Annotated in this window: 25 protein-coding genes; 4 read left to right on the top strand and 21 right to left on the bottom strand. The window is 33.9% G+C overall.

Features of this window, described 5'->3' with window-relative positions:
- Positions 1 to 151 precede the first annotated feature (151 nt).
- Positions 152 to 787 carry a hypothetical protein gene (locus AC3QL1_RS16895; protein WP_492493197.1) on the top strand — a complete coding sequence of 212 codons (636 nt, stop codon included), beginning with the start codon at positions 152 to 154 and terminating at the stop codon, positions 785 to 787.
- A gap of 158 nt (positions 788 to 945) precedes the next feature.
- Positions 946 to 1,395: a hypothetical protein gene (locus AC3QL1_RS16890; protein WP_492493195.1), complete on the top strand. Its 450-nt coding sequence runs from the start codon at positions 946 to 948 to the stop codon at positions 1,393 to 1,395.
- Between the two features lie 50 nt (positions 1,396 to 1,445).
- On the opposite strand, the gene AC3QL1_RS16885 is transcribed toward AC3QL1_RS16890, so the two are convergent.
- From AC3QL1_RS16885 to AC3QL1_RS16850, 8 genes are all read right to left on the bottom strand, one after another.
- Positions 1,446 to 1,991 (bottom strand): YceI family protein, encoded by a 546-nt coding sequence (locus tag AC3QL1_RS16885; protein ID WP_492493193.1) that lies wholly within the window; start codon positions 1,989 to 1,991, stop codon positions 1,446 to 1,448.
- Positions 1,992 to 2,006: 15 nt separating this feature from the next.
- A complete protein-coding gene (locus AC3QL1_RS16880) occupies positions 2,007 to 2,357 on the bottom strand; it encodes a cytochrome c (RefSeq protein ID WP_492493191.1) in 351 nt (116 codons plus the stop codon).
- A gap of 11 nt (positions 2,358 to 2,368) precedes the next feature.
- Positions 2,369 to 3,214: a DUF5777 family beta-barrel protein gene (locus tag AC3QL1_RS16875; RefSeq protein ID WP_492493189.1), complete on the bottom strand. Its 846-nt coding sequence runs from the start codon at positions 3,212 to 3,214 to the stop codon at positions 2,369 to 2,371.
- A gap of 1 nt (position 3,215) precedes the next feature.
- Complete coding sequence (locus AC3QL1_RS16870) at positions 3,216 to 3,611, bottom strand: OB-fold protein (protein WP_492493187.1); 396 nt, start codon at positions 3,609 to 3,611, stop codon at positions 3,216 to 3,218.
- 111 nt (positions 3,612 to 3,722) lie between these two features.
- The gene (locus AC3QL1_RS16865; RefSeq protein ID WP_492493185.1) at positions 3,723 to 4,631 is read right to left on the bottom strand and encodes a COG4315 family predicted lipoprotein; all 909 of its coding nucleotides are present in this window, start codon (positions 4,629 to 4,631) and stop codon (positions 3,723 to 3,725) included.
- Positions 4,632 to 4,946: 315 nt separating this feature from the next.
- A complete protein-coding gene (locus tag AC3QL1_RS16860; RefSeq protein WP_492493183.1) occupies positions 4,947 to 7,397 on the bottom strand; it encodes a carboxypeptidase-like regulatory domain-containing protein in 2,451 nt (816 codons plus the stop codon).
- A gap of 84 nt (positions 7,398 to 7,481) precedes the next feature.
- Entirely contained in the window at positions 7,482 to 8,381 is a 900-nt protein-coding gene (locus AC3QL1_RS16855) for a FecR family protein (RefSeq protein WP_492493182.1), read from the bottom strand.
- Between the two features lie 49 nt (positions 8,382 to 8,430).
- Positions 8,431 to 8,946, bottom strand: coding sequence for an RNA polymerase sigma factor (locus tag AC3QL1_RS16850; RefSeq protein ID WP_492493180.1), 516 nt, complete (start codon positions 8,944 to 8,946; stop codon positions 8,431 to 8,433).
- Positions 8,947 to 9,145: 199 nt separating this feature from the next.
- Here AC3QL1_RS16850 and AC3QL1_RS16845 point away from each other — a divergent pair, with 199 nt between their 5' ends.
- Entirely contained in the window at positions 9,146 to 10,168 is a 1,023-nt protein-coding gene (locus tag AC3QL1_RS16845) for a hypothetical protein (protein WP_492493178.1), read from the top strand.
- Positions 10,169 to 10,207: 39 nt separating this feature from the next.
- Here AC3QL1_RS16845 and AC3QL1_RS16840 read toward each other — a convergent pair whose 3' ends face one another.
- From AC3QL1_RS16840 to AC3QL1_RS16795, 10 genes are all read right to left on the bottom strand, one after another.
- Positions 10,208 to 10,813: a DNA-3-methyladenine glycosylase gene (locus AC3QL1_RS16840; protein ID WP_492493177.1), complete on the bottom strand. Its 606-nt coding sequence runs from the start codon at positions 10,811 to 10,813 to the stop codon at positions 10,208 to 10,210.
- A gap of 178 nt (positions 10,814 to 10,991) precedes the next feature.
- Positions 10,992 to 11,996: an SDR family oxidoreductase gene (locus tag AC3QL1_RS16835; protein WP_492493175.1), complete on the bottom strand. Its 1,005-nt coding sequence runs from the start codon at positions 11,994 to 11,996 to the stop codon at positions 10,992 to 10,994.
- 199 nt (positions 11,997 to 12,195) lie between these two features.
- Positions 12,196 to 12,588: a response regulator gene (locus AC3QL1_RS16830; RefSeq protein ID WP_492493173.1), complete on the bottom strand. Its 393-nt coding sequence runs from the start codon at positions 12,586 to 12,588 to the stop codon at positions 12,196 to 12,198.
- A 545-nt stretch (positions 12,589 to 13,133) separates the two neighbouring features.
- Entirely contained in the window at positions 13,134 to 14,021 is an 888-nt protein-coding gene (locus AC3QL1_RS16825) for an SDR family NAD(P)-dependent oxidoreductase (RefSeq protein ID WP_492493171.1), read from the bottom strand.
- 56 nt (positions 14,022 to 14,077) lie between these two features.
- Positions 14,078 to 14,560: a CinA family protein gene (locus AC3QL1_RS16820; protein ID WP_492493169.1), complete on the bottom strand. Its 483-nt coding sequence runs from the start codon at positions 14,558 to 14,560 to the stop codon at positions 14,078 to 14,080.
- Positions 14,561 to 14,602: 42 nt separating this feature from the next.
- Positions 14,603 to 15,211, bottom strand: a complete 609-nt coding sequence (locus tag AC3QL1_RS16815) for an SET domain-containing protein (protein ID WP_492493167.1) — start codon at positions 15,209 to 15,211, stop codon at positions 14,603 to 14,605.
- A gap of 1 nt (position 15,212) precedes the next feature.
- Positions 15,213 to 15,653: an adenylyltransferase/cytidyltransferase family protein gene (locus AC3QL1_RS16810; RefSeq protein ID WP_492493165.1), complete on the bottom strand. Its 441-nt coding sequence runs from the start codon at positions 15,651 to 15,653 to the stop codon at positions 15,213 to 15,215.
- Between the two features lie 23 nt (positions 15,654 to 15,676).
- Positions 15,677 to 16,819, bottom strand: coding sequence for a glycoside hydrolase family 1 protein (locus AC3QL1_RS16805; protein WP_492493162.1), 1,143 nt, complete (start codon positions 16,817 to 16,819; stop codon positions 15,677 to 15,679).
- The gene (gene glf / locus AC3QL1_RS16800) at positions 16,819 to 17,958 is read right to left on the bottom strand and encodes a UDP-galactopyranose mutase (RefSeq protein ID WP_492493161.1); all 1,140 of its coding nucleotides are present in this window, start codon (positions 17,956 to 17,958) and stop codon (positions 16,819 to 16,821) included. The genes AC3QL1_RS16805 and glf overlap by 1 nt, the downstream gene beginning before the upstream one ends.
- Complete coding sequence (locus AC3QL1_RS16795; protein ID WP_492493159.1) at positions 17,955 to 19,091, bottom strand: glycosyltransferase; 1,137 nt, start codon at positions 19,089 to 19,091, stop codon at positions 17,955 to 17,957. Before AC3QL1_RS16795 ends, glf begins: the two co-directional genes overlap by 4 nt.
- A gap of 493 nt (positions 19,092 to 19,584) precedes the next feature.
- Between AC3QL1_RS16795 and AC3QL1_RS16790 the strand changes: the two genes are divergently transcribed.
- The gene (locus AC3QL1_RS16790; protein ID WP_492493158.1) at positions 19,585 to 20,022 is read left to right on the top strand and encodes a hypothetical protein; all 438 of its coding nucleotides are present in this window, start codon (positions 19,585 to 19,587) and stop codon (positions 20,020 to 20,022) included.
- An 86-nt stretch (positions 20,023 to 20,108) separates the two neighbouring features.
- Here AC3QL1_RS16790 and AC3QL1_RS16785 read toward each other — a convergent pair whose 3' ends face one another.
- The 3 genes from AC3QL1_RS16785 to AC3QL1_RS16775 form a co-directional block, all read right to left on the bottom strand.
- Positions 20,109 to 20,360: a DUF7218 family protein gene (locus AC3QL1_RS16785; protein WP_492493156.1), complete on the bottom strand. Its 252-nt coding sequence runs from the start codon at positions 20,358 to 20,360 to the stop codon at positions 20,109 to 20,111.
- 29 nt (positions 20,361 to 20,389) lie between these two features.
- A complete protein-coding gene (locus AC3QL1_RS16780; RefSeq protein WP_492493154.1) occupies positions 20,390 to 20,794 on the bottom strand; it encodes a hypothetical protein in 405 nt (134 codons plus the stop codon).
- A gap of 174 nt (positions 20,795 to 20,968) precedes the next feature.
- Positions 20,969 to 21,727 carry a DUF72 domain-containing protein gene (locus AC3QL1_RS16775; RefSeq protein WP_492493152.1) on the bottom strand — a complete coding sequence of 253 codons (759 nt, stop codon included), beginning with the start codon at positions 21,725 to 21,727 and terminating at the stop codon, positions 20,969 to 20,971.
- Between the last annotated feature and the right edge of the window lie 25 nt (positions 21,728 to 21,752).

The raw sequence follows: 21,752 nt of genomic DNA, 5'->3' as shown, positions 1-21,752 counted from the left end.
AATATAACTATTTAAAAGTAAGCTAATTGAAATCTGTTTTGTGCCAAATTTGAAAAGTTAAAAAGTAAAAAAATAATTATGAATTGATTTTTATAGATTTGTAAAAGCTATAATTCCCAAAAAGTTGGGAACAATTATAAAATCTAAAGACATGAAATTTGTTACTTCAGTATTTTTATTTTTGATATTTATTTCCTCCACTTCTTATGCACAATTAAGCTCAGATCAAATATTTGAAAGTTTTAAACAAGGAGAACGCACTAATTGTTCGTCAATTGCCTTCATCAAAGCTTCATTGAATGTTTATGGTTTAGACAATCTTTTTGTAACAGAACAGCTTAGCGACGATTTGTATAAAATTACCTTGAAAAACAATGCTTCTTTTAATTTGAAAAAAGAGGAATTGAATAAAGCCAGATTTTCGGCTGATTTTGTCTACATTAAAGATAATTGCGACAGCGAAAAAATAACAGAATATGCGATATTGACCTATGCCGTTATGGCAAAATACAAGCAGATTGTCGACAAAGAATCTACTTTTGATAAAGCGCTGGAAGATCTGGAAGATGGTACGGTGTATACGCCAACTATTTATAAGTATCTGGGATTTAGAAAAGGCAAGCAAGTATTGAAGTTAAAACGACAGGAGGGAAGTGAATTTTGCGGCGTTGTTGCCTGGTCTACAGCACATGCCGTGTTTGTTTGTGAAGAATACATGGATTATTACGGCAACAAAAAAAGTATCTGGATAAAATATCCGGGACGTTTTAGAATTATCAAGTCATAAATAGGAATAAAAAGCAGTCAGTTATCGTATTTTTCCTATTTATCTTAATTAGATTGTATAATTCTGATTCTTAATTAAAAAAAGAAATCAATAAAGTTGTAATTTAAGTTAATTTATATATTTTTGCTTGCATCAACAACCCCATTAACATTATGAAAATGAAGAGCAAAATTATTTTATTAAGTGTCCTTTTTTTCTTGACAACCGGTGCTATTTCAGCGCAGGCAAAAAATGCTCCAAGAAGTATTATTAGTACAACAGCTCTAATTCGCAAATACCATGACCAAAAAGAATTAAGTGGTATGCAAAAAGGAGAACTTTTGGAATTATACATCGAACGTATTAAAGTATTAGTTAAAACTCTTCCTTATATTGCTTTGGTTACTAAACCAGGTGTTACAATGGCAGATTTAGGTATTCCGGACGATAGTGAGCACAAAAAAGTTTTAGATACTCAGGCAGAAGGTACTACGATTTTCCTTGATACAACAGTAGAGTTTCAAAGAAAAATGATGCCTTACTCTGATAAAGGAAATCTAATCGCAGCAATTTTATTTTACGAAAGTACATTGAAATCATTACACGAATTCAATGATTTGAATGAATAAATTATAAAAAAGAGGAGCTTAATGCTCCTCTTTTTTTTTGAATATCTATTTTACATTTTTGCAAGCTGAAGATCAAAACTTACTTTGATTTTATCGGCTACTTTTTTACTTACCAGTTTTGGAATTTCTATAGCAAAGTCTGCCGCTTTTACATCAAAATTTCCTGTGACCGTTATTTTATCTCCGGATTTTGAAATTTTGCCATTTGCCGTTATCTTTTTTGTTTTTCCGTGTAAAGTCAAATCTCCTGAAATCTTAACGATTTTAGCTGTAGAAGAAAGCTTTGAAACATCAAAATCTTCCATTTTTCCTTTAAACGTAGCTTTAGGAAATTTATCTGATTCGACATAATTTTCATTAAAATGTTCTTCCATTAAGGCAACTTTAAAACGAAATCCCTTCATTAAGGCCAAAACGGCTATATCTCCGGTTGATGATTCTAAAATAGACGAAGTATTTTTATTTTCTGCCGCTACTTCTTCAAAGGAATCTACGGATGCTTCAAACTTTAAATTTCCGGTTTTGGTTGCATATTTTTGAGCGGAAACAGCGAATATTCCAACAAACAAAAACAGCAGTATCATTATCTTTTTCATATTTTTAGTTTTGATTTAATTTTCCAGTAATCCGTCTGTATTCCATTGCAGAATCGTATTTATTTTGTCCTGCGGCATTCTTCCTGCTTTTGGCATTTGTCCGGGAGTTCCGTTCTGGCGCTGAATTCTGTCTAATAAATTCTTATTCAACAACGCGTCTTTCACTTCAGAGTAGGTTTCCAGAGGTATAAGTGTTCCTCCGGAAGCATGACATCCAATGCAATTTTGATCAATAATCGATTTGACATTTGCCGTATAAGTCACTTTGTCAACTATAACAGTTGGCTCTTCCAGACTTTCGTAAGTTGTAGATTCACAACTATATAACGATAGTAGAATGGCGGAGAGATAAATATATTTTTTCATATTTTGTACTTTTAAAAAACTCTGTATAAATTAAACCCAAAAAAGAAATCGCCTTTGCCCCAATCGCCCGAAGCACTTGTTAAGTAACCGCTTTCGGTCATGGATTGCGAATTGGTAAAAAGCAATTGAAAAACGTGACCTCCGGTTTCTATATCCAATCCAACAGAAAGTGGATTATTATAAAAATCAGGTTTATTAAAATTCTGACCGTATTCTAAATTCAGCGAAAGTCTTTTGGTTAATTTTAATCGTCCGCCGGCGCCTAAAGTAAATTGGTTATCGTTTTCGATATCAGGATTGTACAGGTTTTTATGAATGAATGACGGAACCAATTCTAAAGATATTTTCTCAGAAACCTTTCTCGAAATCAAAAGCTGATTGATATAAGTCAAACGATCAGAAAATTCAATTTTCGGATAATCGTCTTTTTTCAATCCGCTATTAAAATCTATGGTGCTGTATCCAACAATGTCAAAAGGAAACGTTTCATTTTGTCTCAGAAGTCTGTATTTTAAAGATGCTTCATTTATTTTCAGCAAAGTATGATGTGAGGCGCTTACAGAAAGCCAATTGGTTACTCCGTAAATCCCGCCAATTTTTGTGGTCGCATCATCAAAACCAAAAAACTCTGAAATTCCGCCTTTTACAGAACCAAAACGATGCGAGATCACCATGTAAAATTCTTTTTTCGCTGCTAATTTTGTCGATTGTAATGTGATAATCTGCAAGGCTTTAAAAGTAGCGGTTGCATTTTTATCGACTACTTGTGTAGAATCCAGACTCGAGAGTAAATCCTCTTGGGCATTGCTATATAGGCAGATTAAAAAACTGGCTATCAGGAATATTTTTTTTTTCATATTAATGTTGTTGAATACTGCATTGATCAAATTTTACCTGTCCGAATAAATCATCATAACCGATGCATCTGCCTTTTACATTGATTTGTTTGTTCATCAAAGTTTTTGCTGCCTTTTTATTCATTTTGCAAAATACCTTTCCGTTAATTACCATTGAAGAATCAGTTACTTCTGAAACTGTTCCTTCAATTTCAATTGTTTTATTTAAGTATTTCGAATCTCCTTTGGAAGAATTTAAGGCATATTCTTTTTCTAAATTTTGAGCAGTAATGGTCAGTATTGATTTTTCACTATTGATGTCTCTCGCATCTTTGTATAAAATATTTTGATAGATGTAGTAGGGGCCAAAACTGATCAGCAACAACACTACGACAATTATGATTTTTGTTTTACTCATGTTGATTTGATTTAAATTTGCGTTTGCAGAGCGGAGTTTTCGATTAAATATTTCAAATTAGTCCAATAAAAACTGAACTAATTTGAAATAGAATTTGTTGCTATAAAACCTTTAGATTGCCAGCGGTATATCTTTTACCGGCACAGGCCAAACGGCAGGACTTGGAAAACTAATTCCTTTATTAGCGCCTCTTACGCTGGCATCTTGTCCAAAATAATACAAAGGCCAGCCGTTGTAAACCAATTGTGATTTTCCAAATACCGTAATCACGCTAAATTTAGTTTTGTCAAGAGCAGAAGGAACCACAATTTTGTCTGTTTCATATATTGGCCAAACCGCGTTGTTTGAAAAATCTTCTTTTGTAAAATTGTTTTTCTTGAAATTATCGTTTTTGAAAGTATACAGCGTTAAGCCTTTAGCATCTGTAAAATAGGTAGTCTGTCCGTCTCCAACCGTATAATCTGATTTGTAGTTTTTACCATCGTGACCCACAAGCTGACTTCTCACAATCATAATAGAATAGTCCGGTTTTGCAATAAACCATACACCGCCAAATCCGTCACCAGATGTTTTTCCGGCTTCTTCGATGGTATTCGTTCCACCATTTCCATAAGGATCAACTCCGGCAATAGGAGCGTAATAATACAATGGCCATCCTTTATAGGTTAACTGTTTTTTTGCAGAAGCCGTGGTAATTGTTCCAAAATCTGAAAATGCTAAACCTGTACCTAATTTATCTGCAGTTAAATTATCTACATAAAAAGGGGGCCACAAAGCTTCACATCCTCCTGAACAAGAAGATTGTCCGTTTGCATCTGTTGAGAAAAAATACAATGATCTTCCGGTTTTGTCGGTAAGATAAGATCCTAATGTTGCACTTGTAGCAAGCGAAACTTCCATTTTTACTTCATTTGTTGGAGGAGGAGTAACCGTGTCATTGCTATTATCGCTGCTGCAGCTTAAAAAAAAGGTTGTGATTGTAATCGCAGCTACAGCGAATTTAATTTGTTTTAGTTTCATAGTTATTTTAATTTTAGTTAAACGGAAATAGAAAAATATACTTTACAAATGAGTAAAGTGTTTTGTTTTGGGGAATGCATAACAATGATATTATGCGTGATTTTGTGGGGCATTTTGTTCGACAATCGCATCGTTTAGATTACGAACTGTCATAAAAGCAGCGTATGAATTTTTTTAGGAAAGCCATTTTTATTGTTTTGATAGATTCAATAGTAAAACAGCTTTGATAAAGATTACCCTACCAAAAAATTGTTATTTTGTAAAAAAAATTAAAAAGTAGTAGAAGATTTTTTACAAACCTTGTAGAAATAGATTTTAAAGTGAAACTCTAAAGCTCACATTTGGAGTTCTTTGCAGTGCGAATGTCTCCACTTCTTCGATAGAATTTGTGATGGAACTAATTCTGTAATATTCGCTGATTTCATTTTTTCTGTTCAGAATATTTAAAATAGATATTCCTAATTTATACTGAATACCATTTGAAGTTTCCCACTTGTAAGTAGAGGAAAGATTAACCTGCGAAAAAATATGCAAATTGGTGTTATTAGGTTTGTTGTAAACCAAAGTAGGATTCGCCGGATCAATTTGAGAATTATCAGGAGATGTTTTTGGCCTTCCAGAAGACCACTTTGTTCCCAAAGCAATTTTGAAATTATTTTTCTCATAAATTCCTGCCCACGATGCCGTATGCATTACCTCAAAATTGTTAGGAAAACTTGGGTATTCGTAATTAATAAAATGATAATCATTGTGATTGTACGTATAACTTAACCAGGTCAGAAAATGATTCATTTTTTTCTGAACCAGAATTTCTGTTCCCCAAACTACGTAATCGCCGGTTGTTCGAACAAACTCTAACTGGTTTTGAAAACCCTGGCTGGAAGTGGTAATTCCGGCTACTTTTTTATAGAAATTTTCTATTTCAAAAAGCCAGTCATTCTTTTGGTAGAATAAATTCAGAGATAATTGTTTGCTTTTCTGAATGGGAATTGTAGTATTATTGGAGATTATCCAGCGTCTTTTTTCGATGCCGAAATAATCTTTTTGCAAATCAATAATTTGTTGTGAGTTTTGACTTTTTAATTCTCCCAGCAATTCTAAATTTAAATTTTTATTGATGCCATAACCAAACTGAATTCGGGGTTCTACAATATATTTTTTAAATTTTTCGATATAATTAATTCGGGTTCCGGCCTTAAAATATATTCGCGAAAGTGTATCGTTGTATTTTCCTTCTACAATTAAAGCATGTGTTCTCAAAACTTCTTTAACCTTACGATAGAAATCAGGATTTGTAACCTGTTCTAAATTGGTAATACCGATTTCATTGAACTGATAACCCTCATTAAAACTAAATTTAGCCGTAATAATATGGTTGTTCTCTAAATTAATTCCATTATTATTTACGGTATTTTCCTGAATCAGAATTTGATTTTCAAAAGTTGTTTTTTGATTCGCCAGAAGTTCATAAGCAGAGTTGTAGACATTTATTTTAGTTGTATTGAAGTTGTTCCAGTTTCTTTTCCACGACAAATTGCCGCCATAATTTTGCTGGCGTAAAACATTATTTTCAGATCGGTTAATGTCATATAAAGTAGCACTTTGAAAAACTTCGAGATTGTCTTTTATGGTGATTAAATCCAAAATGATCTGATCTTTATTGCCTATTTTTTGGGCATATTTTAGCGTAGCATCATAAAAGCCGAATTTTTTATCACTGTGATAATCGACATTTTGTTTTTCTGAAAAATCAGTTATGGTGGTGTTTTGAAATACTTTATTGAAATACTCTTTATAAGTAGGAGTTTCGACAAAATCAGTAATGGATTTGCGTGCCGAAATTTCGATATAACTTTTTTTCGAAAGATTGTATTTGCCGTAAACATCAGCGTTAATCATGTTTATTCCCGCACTAAACGAGTTTTTCTCTGCCGTTTCGGGAGTAGAAGAAATAGCGACAACACTCGAAACGCTTTCGCCGTAAAAGGCAGAACTTCCGTTTTTGTAAATAGAAATTGTATGCGCCAAATTGGGATTAAAAACCGATATTAAACCAAAAAAATGTCCCGTTTGGTACATTCGTATTCCATTCCATAAAAATAAATTCTGGTCATGTGTGCCACCGCGAACGTTGATGCTCGAGACACTTTCGTCGATACTGTTTACGCCGGGTATTTGCTGCATCGCCTGCAAAGCGTCAGGCTCGATAAGTCCGGGCAAAATTCCAAATTTCTTGGGTTTAATTTCAAACGATCCATCTTTGTTTTTCGAAATTCCCGAAGCCAGAATTGCATTTGCCTTAATTTCTTCAAGTTCTGTAATTTCAGTTTCCAATACTATTTGAAGACAATTTTGAGAATCTGAATTTCCTGCTGTAATTCTTTTACTTATGAATCCAACGTGACTAATTAAAAAAGTGTTTTTGTCTTCTTTTTTAAATTCAAAATAACCGTTAGAATTTGTAGAAACCTGCGTTTTATCCGGTAAACTAATATTAGCGTTTTCAATTGGTTTTTTATCTGCGCCTGAAAAAACGTAGCCGCAAATTGTTTGTGATTGATTCTCTTTTTTATAAATATTAATGAATTTGTTTCCAATGTTTTCAAAAGCCAGATTGGTTTTTTTAGAAAGATATTCCAGTTTTTGTTCTAAAGAAAGAGATTTTTTTGGCGGAATTATTTCGAGTCCGGTAATGTTATCTTCGGTATAATTAAAACTAACATTATGCTGCTGTTCAATATCAATTATGATTTTTTTAAAAGACATCAGTTTGCCTTTGTCCTGAGAAAAAAGATTCAGGACAAGGAAAAACAGGAAAAACAAAAAATGAAATTGTTTGGGGAGCAACATTTATTTTTCGTCAAAAATTATTTTATTTTTTGAGACTTTTTTAGCCTCTAAATGATACGTTGTACTAATAATCTGCAAGGCTACATTTAAATCTTTTGCTGGCAATTTTCCTGTAAATAAAGCGGTTGTATCTTTGGTGTTTAATTCGATCATAATGTTATACTGCCTTTCAACTTCGTCTAATATGGTTCTTATATTTTCTTTATAAAAACATATTTGATTTTCCGTCCATTCCGGTTTTAATGATTGTATGTTTCTATTAATTTGTTTTCCGTTTTCAAAACTAACGCCTTGACCATGAGTCAATATAATTTGAGAATTTGCATAATTTACTTTCACATGTCCTTCATAACAAACTACATCAAACCTGTTTTTTCTGGCTTTAACGTTAAATTGAGTTCCTAAAACGGTAACTTTTCCAAGATCCGTCTGTACTTCAAAACGTTTTCCTTTTGCTACCCTGAAATACGCTTCTCCTTTTAATTCAAGATGCCTGTTATTGTCCCAATTCCATTTTTTATAATTTATTTCAGAACCTGAATTCAAAACTACTTCAGAATTATCAGGCAATGAAAAAGCTGTTTTTTCTCCAAAATCTGCAACCTCAGTTTCAGATATATAAAACTTCATTATAAACGTAATTCCAAGCGCTAAAACAAATACCGCCGCTGCTCTGAACATCCAGTTTTTATATAAAGGAACCACTTTTGGAGTTTCCTTTTTTTGTTTCAGAATGTTCGATAACATTGCATTTTCATCAAAATCATCTACGGCTAAATGTTCTGTATAATTTTTAATTTTCTGGTATTTTTCGAAATCAGGACTTGCTTTAAATTCGGCTAATTCCTCTTCTGATAAATCATTGTTAAGCCATTTTGCTAATAAGCGATCTTTTTTCATTGTGCTGGTATTATATCATTAAACAATTGGAATTCAATTTACCCTACTTTTATAAATCAATTTCTTTACGTAAACTTAGCAAAGCGAGATGAATGCGTTTTTCTACTGCCTTTACACTGATGTTTAGGTCTGCGGCAATTTCGCTGTATTTTTTTCCGTCAATTCGATGCATCAAAAAAGCAATGCGCTGTTTTTCGTTTAAGTTTTCTATTGCTTTCAAAAGTTTTGACTGAAATTGTTTTTCCTCCAAAAGATATTCCGGGTTTTCATTTGTTTTGTCTAAACCTGTAAAGTTTTTTTCGTATTTTAAAACTACTTTCTGGTGTGCAATTTGGTTCAGACTGCTATTATTGGCGATCGTATAAATATATGATTTTGCTTTTTCGAGCGGCACAGAACTGCAGTTTTGCCATAGTTTTATAAACGCTTCCTGCGCTAAATCTTCGGCCTGATCGATATTGCCGAATTTGTAAAAAAGAAAATTTCGAAGTCCTTTTATCTGACTTTTAAAAAATGACGAAAAGATTATTTCGTCGCAAGTGTTTGATTTGGGTGTATCTGACATTTGGATTTTTCAATTTGTACGCTGTAAAAGTATTTGTTTTTATTTTAAGTAGGGTAAAAGTAAAGCTGATTGTTTTATAGAAGAATGAATTGTTGTTTTGGCGTGATAATCAGGGTTTAAAAAATGAATCAGGACCCTTGATGCCGAATTTATTAAAAACAGTTTCTTTTAATTTTATTATCTTTGTAAAAATATAAATATGTTCCCTTTAAAAAAATATTTATCAATAACAGCCTTGTTGTTTTTATTATTATCCTGCCAAAGCGAAATGGATGAGCAAGGTTATAATCCACAAGGAACAGTTACGAATTCTTCTCCGCTTACCACGTATCTGCAAAGGGTTGCAATGGTAAAAACGGTGCAGGATAATATTATCGACGGATCCACTTATTGTACTATAAAACTGCCTTATACCGTTACTGTAAATAATGAAAGTATTGCGCTTAATACTACAGCAGACTATCAAAAAGTATTCGATAATATCAATGCAAATGCGAATGATGATGATGTTGTAAAAATAGATTTTCCGGTGACTATGGTTTACTATAATTACATCGAAAAACTGATTCCAAACGAAGCTGATTTTAATTCCTTAATCGATTATTGGAATCTTTATCCGGATCTTTTATCCAAAATAAACGGACTCAATATTAATTATCCGATTACGATAAATATCTATAACAGTTCGAATCAAATTGCAAGTTCGGTATCGATTATCAGCGATCAGGCATTTTTTAATTTCATAAAAAACCTGACCAGCAATCAGTATATTTCTTTAAAATATCCCATTTCTGTAGTTGATTATAATAACCAGACAAAATCGATCACGAATAATCTGGAGTTCGAAAATGCTATCAAATACGCAATTGATTATTGTCCCGAAAATAATATTGTAACACTTGATTTTACGGCAACGATAACAAATGGTGCCTGGGAAATTCCTTATTTTTTTAGTGATTCTGATAAAACCGGAGCTTATAACGGATATTCATTTGTCTTTAAAAGTGACCAGTCTGTAGTGGCAACAAAAGGCGGAGTTTCTGAAACAGGTCAATGGGAAACCAAAACAAATTATGGTGTTAGGGAATTGAAAGTCAGTTTTAGTTCAGATTTACTCAGTAAACTAAATAATAACTGGAAATTGTTTGAGTTCAATAATTCGCAAATAAGGTTGCGCGATGTAAGCAACGGTACTAAATATCTTTATTTTGAAAAGCAGTAATTATATTTTGGCTTTACGCCGATTATAATTTTTTAAAATTCAGACTTTATTGGGTTTACTTACATATTTATTTCCCTTTACAAAAAATCTCCAGGGCAAAAAAGCGTCTTCCTGCGCGTATGCAACGCCAACTCTTGGAACTGCTGCAATTTCTTCCTCGGTATATTTAATGCCATGATCTTCCAGCCAGATTTCTTCTGCATTTAATTCTTTTCCATTAAAGTAATGATTAATTCCCAACGCTTTTGCCGCAGAACCGGGACCAGCTGAAATAGCACTTTTTGTGAAAGGCATATTGCGTCTTTCTTCCATAATTTCCTTTCCAATTATGGGTTCAATTGCCCGAATTAATACAGCGTTAGGTTCTCCTTTTACAGAAGTTACGATATTGAACAAATGATGAATTCCATAACATAAATACACATACGAAACGCCGCCCTGACTGTACATAATTTCTGTTCGGTTGGTGCGTCGTCCTCCGTAAGCGTGCGAAGCTTTGTCTATTTCACCAAAGTACGCTTCTGTTTCTACGATTATTCCTGCGGTTATTTTTCCTTCTATTTGAGTAAAAAGTATTTTTCCCAAAAGATCTTTGGCCAGAAAAAGTACATCCTGATTGAGAAAATAGGTTAATGGTAATTTCACGTAAGTATTATAAGTTTAATAATCGAAAAGATTGATTTATGAAATCGGCTCCCAGATTAGGTTTCTATAGTAAAGTTAAATTTTTAATCTAAAATAACATTATCAATTATGGCTGTAATGTTTAAAAATAAAGCTGCCTTTAAAAGCAGCTTTATTTATTTAGAATTCATTCAGAATTTTAAGGATTTCCTTCTCCACCGCTGGCACCGTAGATTTGTCCTGTGGCGTAGCTGGCGTCATTTGCAGCAAGCTGCACATAAATAGAAGCAAGTTCAGCCGGCTGTCCTGGTCTTCCCATTGGCGTTTGTCCTCCAAAATCTTTAAGTTTTTCCATTGTAGCACCTCCGCTTACCTGCAAAGGCGTCCAGATTGGTCCCGGAGCAACACCGTTTACTCTGATGCCTTTTGGTCCCAGTTGTTTTGCAAGTGATTTGATATAATTTGTTGTGGCAGCTTTTGTCTGCGCATAATCATATAAATCTTCTGATGGAGCATACGCCTGTACAGAACTGGTTCCTATTATGGATGCACCCGGTTTTAAGTAGGGAAGTGCTGCCTTGATAATCCAGAAAGGAGCATAAATATTGGTTTTCATGGTCCAGTCGAATTCATCTGTAGATATATCGAGGATGGATGCATGCGTTTGCTGTCTTGCCGCATTATTAACAATAATATCGAGTCCGCCAAGTGCTTTTGCAGCTTGCTCAACCAGCGATGTACAAAATGATTCGTTACGCAAATCTCCCGGAATTGCAACTGCTTTGCGTCCTTCCGCTTTTATGAGCTGAATCACTTCTTTGGCATCTTCCTCTTCCGTTGGAAAATAATTGATGGCAACATCGGCACCTTCACGCGCATAGGCAATAGCCGCAGCTCGTCCCATTCCGGAATCGCCTCCGGTTATCAATGCTTTACGTCCTTTTAAACGTCCCGTACCTTTATAACTTTTCTCACCGTGATCAGGTCTTGGATCCATTTTGCTTACAAGACCTGGCCATGGTTGTGATTGTTCTTTAAAGGGTGGTTTGGGATATTTTGTAGTAGGATCTTCAGATCCGTTCATTAAAGGAGCTTCGCCCATGTTTAAAGTGCTGCCAAGAATAGGATTAAATGCTGCTGTTGCAAGAACCGCTCCCATGCCCGTAATGACCGAGCGACGGGATACTGTATTTTTTGTCTCCATAATAATTTGATTTATTAATATGTTTGTAGTTGATAATCAGTTAAATGTAGAAAATACAATGCGCTATAATTTTATAAGATTTTTATATTTTGTTACAGAAATCGAACTGATTTCAACATCACTTAATAATCATAATCAGGGAATCAGGAGAAATATCATTAAATTTGAGATGTTTGTTTTAAGTTTAGTTACAGAATTTTTAAAGTAAACCTTTTAAGAGGTTTTTGAGTGTAGTAAAATCATTTGGTTTGGTGTAATACTGAATTGGTCCTAAATCTTTTATTTTATTTTTAATATCCGTTGGTATTGAAGTTGAAAATATAATGATCGGAATCTTTTTTAAAAAATCTCTTTTTTTAATTTCCGCCAATACTTCCATTCCATTCATAAAAGGCATATTAATATCCAGAAAAATAAGATCGGGGCGTATTTCATTATTGATTAGTTGCCGAAGTGCCTGAACCGGATTATGAATGGCTGTATATGCCGCTATAGATACTTCTTCAACTGCTTCTAAAAAGAAATTGCAGTCATCATAATCGTCATCGATCTGTAAGATGTTTTTATATTTCATGTTTATTTGACTTTCCATTTTTCACAATTTGCTTATTGGTCTATAAGTTCAGAATCAAATTAACCGGGTCGTATAAATAGTAAGATTTTTTTCATATAAATTTAAGTTTAAGGGTTAAAAAAAGCTCGCTATATAAAACAACAAGCTTTTTCAAAAAAATTGCAACGAGAAATTATTTATAAAAATGTATGGGTTTCTTATATTAAACTTTTGCCTCTTTTTCATCACGATTATAAGTGTAAGTGATTCATTATCATTGGATTTGTCAGTTTAATTTTCGTAAAAGTAAAATCAGGCTTAAAAACGAATTTATATAATTTTTTCATTTTGTTACATAATTCCCATGTTTTAATTTAATGAAAGATATGTAAAAGAAGAGCTATTACAAATAAAATATCATCTTATTTGAGAATTGATAAAAAATAATGTACTCCCGGCTTAACGCTATAGTCAAATATCAGCATGAAAAAATATCTAATAGCGAAAACCAGAAGTACACTTTATTATTTAGGTTTGAAGAGAATTATGCTTGGTGTATTTTTTTTAATGGAATTATCAATATTTCAATAATCTCCGTTAGAACTGTTTTTAAACGAATTAATGGCTTTGCGTTCTCTTAGTGAAGGCAGATGCAACGGCATGGTTCGTCCATCTGTTTTATCGCTGGGTTTCAATTGTTTTTCCATATTCGAAACAATCATGTCATCAGAAATAATATTATTAAGGATACTTTGAAATTTATTTTGCAAACCAGATTTTACTACATTTTTTCCTTTTTCCAAAGCTTCAAAACCGTCTTTGGCAACCGTTTCAGGATGCGCGAGTTTTTTCTCTCTATAGGTTACACTGTTTTCTGCTTTGGCTTTGTGAAAGAAATCCGTATCCGTCGCATCGGGCTGCAATGCTGTTATGGTAATATTGGTATTCTCGTTTTCCTTTGCAAGTGCTTCTGCAAAAGAAAGTATAAACGCCTTTGTAGCAGCATAAACAGCCAAATAAGGAGATGGCGCTTTTGATACCGACGACGCGACAAACAAAATTTTGCCTCTGTCTTTTCTGAGCATATCCTGAAGATAAAACTTTGTAAGTCCTAATACCGAATTGATATTGAGATCAACAAGACTGATTTCGCGGTCAAGATCATTTTCAATAAATTTTCCCCATTCGCCCTGACCGGCGTTGTTTATCAAGATATCAACAAATATTTTTTTCTTTTTGGTAAGCTCATATATTTCACGTGCCGCTTCTCTTTCAAATAAATCAATGGCAATTTCTGTTATTTGCAGCAATGGATTTTTTGCAATCTGTTTTATTTCAGCTGCCGTTTTTTTTAGATTCTCGCGATTTCTGGCTACGAGAATAAGATTGCAATTTTTTTGGGCAAACAGTTTCGCAAATTCATATCCAATTCCGCTGGTTGCGCCGGTAATTAATACATTTTTCTTTTTCATTTTTTATATCATTAAGTTCATTAAAGTTTTTCTGTCATCGTATTTGTGACTTCAGATTAAAGACTGACAAGACTTTCAATAATAAGTTCGGCTGTTTTGTCGATTGCCTGCAGGATAATTTCTTCAGGAGTTCCCGTAAAAACTTCCCGATGGTTAATTTTTTCATCGGGCGTTATGATGTGGAGGAAAATAGTACCAACCGGTTTTTTTTTACTTTCACTTCCTCCGGGAGTTGTCAATCCGGTTATGCCCACGGCTATTTTTGAATTGAATATTTTTGATGCCTGCTGGGCAATAACTTTAGTCACTTCTTCTGATTCCGGCGTGCATTTTTCAATCATACTGTGCGGAACATTCAGTATCTGTTCTTTTACAAATACGTCATAACATACAATTCCGCCACGCAAAATTTCTCCTGATTTTTTAGTCATCGCAAATTCTGCACTCATTCTGCCGGCGGTGGCACTTTCAGCAAAAGCAATATTCCATCCTTTTGCCGCTATTGTTTTACTGCATTTTATAACAATTTCTGATGGCATAAGATTTTTATTTAGGTTATAATTTATTGCTTGATTCCTGAATCACGAGGCGCTTTTTACCTCAATATCATGCTGATAATAACATTCGAGTATCGATCTCATTTTGCTTGGATTATGAATTGCCTGAACAAATTCATCCCAGGTTTTTTCAGGAATAAGCTCTGATAAAGGCTGTTGCACTTCGAGTACTTTTGGCGCATTTTCTTTGATAAGTGCATCCCATTCCTGATGAAAATTTAAAATATCATCCGGATAAACTATTTTTCTATCTGTGCCTTCGTCAATAACTTCAAAAGCTTTTTCTACATTCAGATAGCCGTAATCGTCTGTAAGTTCTTCGCCGGGATGAATATCGCGTATCGCAATTTCAAAATCATAAGGCGTGCTAAAACAGCTGGGTTTAAAACTATGGTTGACAAATTTTCCGTTATCCCAGCATAAAACCATTTCTCCATTTTTGTTGGTGAAAGAATATGTGTCAAGATATTTTTTGCTGTAAGGATTAAGACTTGCAGCTTTTTCTCTGGTAAATATCTGATCCAGATCATCCTGAACCCAGGTAATAGTTCCTTTCGGAATCAATTTTGTGGCCACAACGCCATATCCTTTTTCTGTGCTTATAAATCGTACTTCTGTATCGGGATGTATCATATTATACTAGTTTTAAACATTCACATTCATAAACTTCTTTTCTAAGTCCGCTGCTCGAAAAACGGTGGTTTCGTTTATTATACAACAATTTAACACCTGCTTTTTCGCAGTATTCACGGCCTGTAAAATCTTTATCTTTATATTCTTCCCCAATAATCCGAATATCAATTGGGAACGCCTGCAGGATGTCCATAAGATCCTGTTCTGTAGCATACGGAATAATTTCGTCTACATATTTGCAGGCTTTAAGCTGTATGTAACGTTCTACAACAGATTGAGTGGGTTTGTTTTTTTCCGGCCTGTCTAGAGTGGGATCGGTTTGTAATCCTACAATTAAATAGTCACAGTTTTTTTTCGCCTCTTCGAGCATTTTTACATGGCCGGCGTGCAATAAATCAAATGCACTAAATGTAATTCCGGTTATTGTTTTTGTCAGTTCCATTTTAATGTATTTAGTATTGAACATTATTTAAAAAAATCAAATAATTGATTAAAAATGCTTCTCTTTTTAAAATCAGATTGTATTTTCAACAAAGCGTCAATGTAGGGCTGATGTGGGATTCGGTTGCTTTTTTCATCCAAATCCCAGATGCCGCATTGACAATAGTAACTTAAATCGTCCCAGTCGGGTCTGTCAGTTACAGGATAAATGCAGATGCCTTTTAAATCGACTCCGTTGTTTTGTGCCTCTTTGCACTCGTCGACTAATTCTTCAATCCATTGAATGCGAAGTGGTCCGAAATGTCCGGTTTCTGAAATCAGCACAGGTTTTTTATACCTATTATAAGCTGTCTGCAATAATTTAGAAAAAGGCGTTCTTTTGTTTTGTATATCCGGCCAGTCGAGCGGTCCGCCGTTTATTTCCCACTGGCAGTTCCAGTAATAATTAAAGCCCAGAATTTCTAAAAAATCTTCAGAGCCTCCAAGTTCGGGACACATTCTTCCGGCAATAATATCCATCGCCTGAAATTGGATTTCGTTTAAATGATTTGCTTCTGCTATAGTATCGGCATTCGCAGGATGAACTTTTACCAAAGGTTCTACCAAAACAATCTGGCAATCGGGATCTCTTTCTTTTATTTTTTTTATGCCTAAAATGGCCGCTTTGCATAAATGGTATTTAATATCCCAGCCACTGTTTACGCCAAACGGAACCGTACCACGCACATCGCCTGAGTGCCAGGATAAAAAGCTGATTTCGTTTATGGGCACAACCAATAAAGGCTGTTTTGAATGTTCTTTGTAAAACACCGTAAAGGCATCGCAAAATTGTTCAAAACGGTCGCAAAAAAGGGGATGAGTTGGATATATACCATCCGGATATCCAAAATGAATCAGATCCCAAATAATCTGAATTTCAAGTTCTTCTGCCGCTTTCATGCGGTTTAAGACGTCAGAAAAATCAAAAACTCCGGGAGAAGTTTCGACACAACTCCAGCAAACTCCTTCGCGAACTGTATTTATTTCTATGGAAGATAAAGCCTGATAATCTTCATAAAAGCGAATATCATGCTGGGTTTCTTTCAATAAATTAACCCGTTGTCCTGATCTGTTGATGTGATCCGCACATTCAAAACCTCCCATAAAAAATGTATTGAAAAGTTTCATCACACAGCTGTTTTGTAAATTGAATTGCTGCTTTTTTCAAGCGCATCAAAAAGATCAAGAGCATTTTTAAAAGCCTGATCCATATTAAAATATTTGTAATTGGCGAGCCTTCCCACAAAATAAACATTCAACAGTTTGTCAGCTTCTGCTTTATAACGGTTGTAAATTTCCTGATTTCGAACATTCGGAACAGGATAATATGGCTCTCCTTCATCAACCGTAAATTCTTTTACGATCGTAGTTTTATCCGAAATTTGATTTCCAAAGTGCTTGTACTCAATAATTCGGGTAAAATCAACCTCCATTCCCGGATAATTCACCACAGAATTTTCCTGGAAGAATTCGGCATCAATGGTTTCGCTCACAAAATTGATGGAGCGATATTCGAGTTTTTCGGCTAAACTGTGTTTAAACGCAAAGAAACGGTCGATTGGTCCGGTATAAAAGAGTTTTTCATAATCTGAATATTGGTCTTTTACGTCAAAATAATCAGTTTCCAAAAGCACTTCGATATTAGGATGATCCAGCATTTTCTCGAATATTTGGGTATAACCGCCTTTTGGAAGCGCCTGATGGACATCAGAAAAATAACGATCATCATAATTTGTTCTTACGGGAATTCTTTCTAAAACTGAAGCATCAAGTTCTGCGGGATATTTATCCCATTGTTTTTTGGTATAATACCGAAACATTTTTTCGTATAAAACAGGTCCGACGCGGCTCAAAACGGCTTCTTCACCGTTTGACGGGTTAGAAATAGGAGAGCGGTGTTCTTCCAGCCAATTTTCCATTTCTTTTTCTGTAGTAATATCAAGGTTAAACAAGGTATTTACAGTAGTAATGTTAACGGGAATTGGTACCGTTTTGTCATCAACCCTGGCAATTACTTTATGTTCCCACGGATACCAGTCTGAAAATTGATTGACATATTTCCACACTGATTCTTCATTGGTATGAAATAAATGAGCTCCGTATTTTGAAACCAAAATCCCGTTTTCGTCTTTATAATCATAACAGTTTCCTGCAATATGATTCCGTTTTTCGATAATTAAAACCTTTTTTCCAATGGATGCATACCGTTCTGCCAAAACAGCTCCCGATATACCTGCACCGATAATTAAAATGTCAATTTTTTTCATTTTGCAAAAGATTTAATTATGGATTTCATTTTTTCAACTGTAGCATCCCAAGAGGTATTTTGCAGAATTGTAACATATTCAGAATCTTCACTTAGATCATTATCAGATAAGGATTGAAAGGCTTCATAAAACTCATCGGCATTTTCAATCAGGTTTACGCAATGGCTGTAATCCCGCACCACATCTGTAATTTTGGTCGAAATAATTGGTTTTCCTGCCGCCATATATTCCAGTGTTTTGGTCGGGCTTATGTATTTTGTGGCATCATTTAGCGCAAAAGGCATCATGGCTACATCAAAAGCTTTGAGATAATAAGGCAGTTCGTTATAGGATTTCATTCCCAGATAATGAATGTTGGGTTCTTTTGGCAAATCAAATTCTTCAATTTTAGCCAAAGGTCCAATCATGGCAAAAGAAACATCCGGTAGTTTTTGGGCTGTTTCCCGCAATAATTCTAAATCTATGCGTTCGTCGATAACACCATAATAGCCAACAATTGGCGTTGGCAAATCGCCAATATCAACCGGAATCGAAATATTTTTTAGTGCTTTTGAGAAATGTTCTTCATCTACTGAACTTGGAAAACAGTACACATTTTGGTGAAATTGTTTTTTAGAATCATACAGCGATTTACCACCCGTAAAAATAATATCGGCATTGGCCATTAAATATTTTTCCTGATCGATTAAATGGGTTGGTGCGCCTTTAAATAAAGACAGTTCATCCATACAATCATATACAACCGTATCAAAATGAAGAACATCTAAAAGAGGGCAGAAGGAAGCGGAATAAAACCATCCAACTGAAATATTTTTATTTTTTATGTACTGCGGAAGTATGCCGGCAATGTCTTCAATAGTTCTCACATTTGGCTGTAATACGTGCAGCATTTCGTTAATAACGATTAAATTTCCGGATTCTTCGTTTTGTTCCTGAAACAAGGGTTCTTCGATAAATAAAATTTTCTTGGTTGCGGCCATTCGGCTAATGATGTGCTGCGGTCGCTGATAAACAAACTGCCATCTTAAATGACAGAAAACAATCATATCATAATATTGTTCGGTTTCTTTATCAGTTAAATTAATTTTTTTTCTAAGCGTATTTTTTTGTGCATTTTTTAAATTATCAATCATGACGTTTTAGTTTTTTAATATTATTTGCTTTTATGTTTATTGTATGATGAAGTAATAAAAACCTGAATCAGAAGCATTTAAATTCAGGGTTTGGAGCAAATGTATACGTAGGATGTGATAAATTCTTACAATTAAAAATGCAGAGTTTACATAATTTACAGCTTTTGTTTTTTGAAAATTTAGAAAAAAAGAAGAAAATAATTGTAAAACAGAGATTATGAGAAAATTCAATTCTATTTTTAAAGTAGAAAATTGTTTAGGTGTAGAAAATTGTCTAAAAATGATTGAAATATGTTTTAAATGTAAGAATTAAGCTAAAACATATAAGCATAAATGACTTTATTGTAGTTACTTAGAAATCTAATTTTTTAAAACATTAATTACTTTTAAAAATATTGGAGAACATTGTCAATTTGAAGCTTTTATTGATAAAAATTTCTGCTTGATAAAATTGCAAAATCGCCTAACAGATTATTAATTTAATACAAACATTATGAAAATACCTAAAGAAATAATTAACGGGTTTTATATCTTTTTGGGAATCGCTGTTTTTTTTGTTTTAATGGAAATTCTCAATCTTTCCCATTTATTTTACCTGCGTTTGCTTAATGTGCTTTTCATTTTTTATGGTGTAAACCGAACATTAAAAATGAATCTTGCCGAAGGTCAAAACAGTTTTTTACCTAATGCCATATCAGCGATGATTACGTCACATACCGGAGTGATATTGAGTATCTTGTCGCTGCTTATTTATAGTTATGCCAGAGGCGGGGATCAATATGTAAAATCGTTGTCTGAAGCTTTTATGTTTGGCGGTGAACCTTCTGTTATGACTTATATTATTTGTCTGTTTTTTGAAGGAAGCGCGTCTTGTATCATCGTAACTTTATTATTGATGTTGTATTGGAACAATAAATACAAAGCAGACTAAGATTTGAAAAACAGAAGCTTCTGATTTTTAAATTATAGTAAAAAAGCCTTCAAATCTGAAGGCTTTTTATATTTAGAAAATTAAATTTAATTAGTGCGCAATGCGTGCATCAATTCTTGTTTAGTCATTTTTGATCTTCCTTTTATGCCCACTTTTTTAGCTTCGGCATATAAGTCTTCTTTGGTTCTTTCTGTATAGTCTTTACTTTTTCCGCCTCTTTTTTCGGCTCCCTGACTATTTGCAATTCGGGCAGATTTTTGTTTGCTATACCCTTTGTCGCGTAACGCTTCGTATTGGTCCTTATCTTTAACTTGCGGACCCGGATCTTTCCCTGGCATAATCTTTATTTTTAAGTTATTAACTGCAATTATATATCTCTGTCTCTTTGACTGTAATCGTCATCCTCAAGATTTTCATTATCTAAATCCAAGTCGTCCTCATCGTCGTCATAGTCATCTTCATCGTCTAAATCTTCCTCCAAATCATCGTCATCTTCATCATCCAAATCCTGATCGTCTAAATCATCTTCGTCATCATCACGGCTGTCATTGGCATCGTACTCATCCAGAGTTCTTCTGTTAGGATCGCTATTGTCGAGATCCTGAGCGATAGGAGCATTTTTTTGAAAATAAGGATCAGAAGTATCGTTTTCCTTTTCATTTTGATGGACTGCAGAATCTTTGCTTTCCATAGTTTGAGAATTAGTCTGCTGATTTTCTGAATTAAAATTACGATCGTTCTGACCATAATTTCGGTCGTTTCTAGTTTCCATAATCTTAGTGTTTTTGTTACTATTAATTTTTTTGTAAAGTTCTTTTCTAAATGTTTTTCAACTATTTTGTGAGTTTTAATACTTGAAAAACAATCTATTCAATTACAAATCTATAGTTTGGCAGGAACATTTTTTTATAAGATTATTTCTTGTAATTATAAGATTATCATTTACTTACGTAGAAAATAGTGAATGCTCCTGTTTTCCATTTATAAATTCAGACAGCTTTAAGGCATTAAAAGCAGCATAACCTTGTTCATCATTATCAAAGTAAACGTAAACATCTTTGGTTTCAAGCCATATCTTACATTGATGTGCCCATTTTTTTAAGGTTGCATCAGTATAACTTCCTCTGTATTTGTCAGAAGCCGGACCATGTAATCTCAGATAAACAAAATCAGCAGTAATTTCTAAAGGCGAAGTATGTCCCGCCAATTCATAAATACAAAATCCGACGTTGTATCTTTTTAAAAGATCAAAAACCTCATTAGTATACCATTCCGTATTTCGAAATTCTATTACAAATCGGTTTGCTTTGGGAAGTTCCTGCAAAAAGGTTTCCAGAAGCATTGTATCGGCTTTAAGATAGGGAGGAAGCTGTATTAAAATAACCCCGAGTTTGTTGCCTAAAAGTTCCATTTTATGAATAAAAGAGTGTAATTCCTGAGCTGTATTATGCAATTTTTTGAGATGGGTAATAAAACGATTGGCTTTAACGGTATATAAAAAATGGGGCGGAGAGTTTTTCTTCCAGTTAATAAGGGTTTGATCAGAAGGAATTCCGTAGAAAGTACTATTAATTTCGACCGTTCTGAATTTACTGGCATAATACGCAAACTGATCTTTTACTTTAAGTTCTGCAGGATAAAATGTATTACGCCAGTGTTTGTAAGACCAACCAGATGTGCCGATATAAATTGAATGCTTTTTCATAATAAATTAAGCCATTGGCTTCATA

It is taken from the genome of Flavobacterium sp. GW823-FHT04A11, from assembly GCF_058796535.1.
Note: the sequence above shows the minus strand (reverse complement) of the source record. Positions and strands in the feature narration are given on the sequence as shown.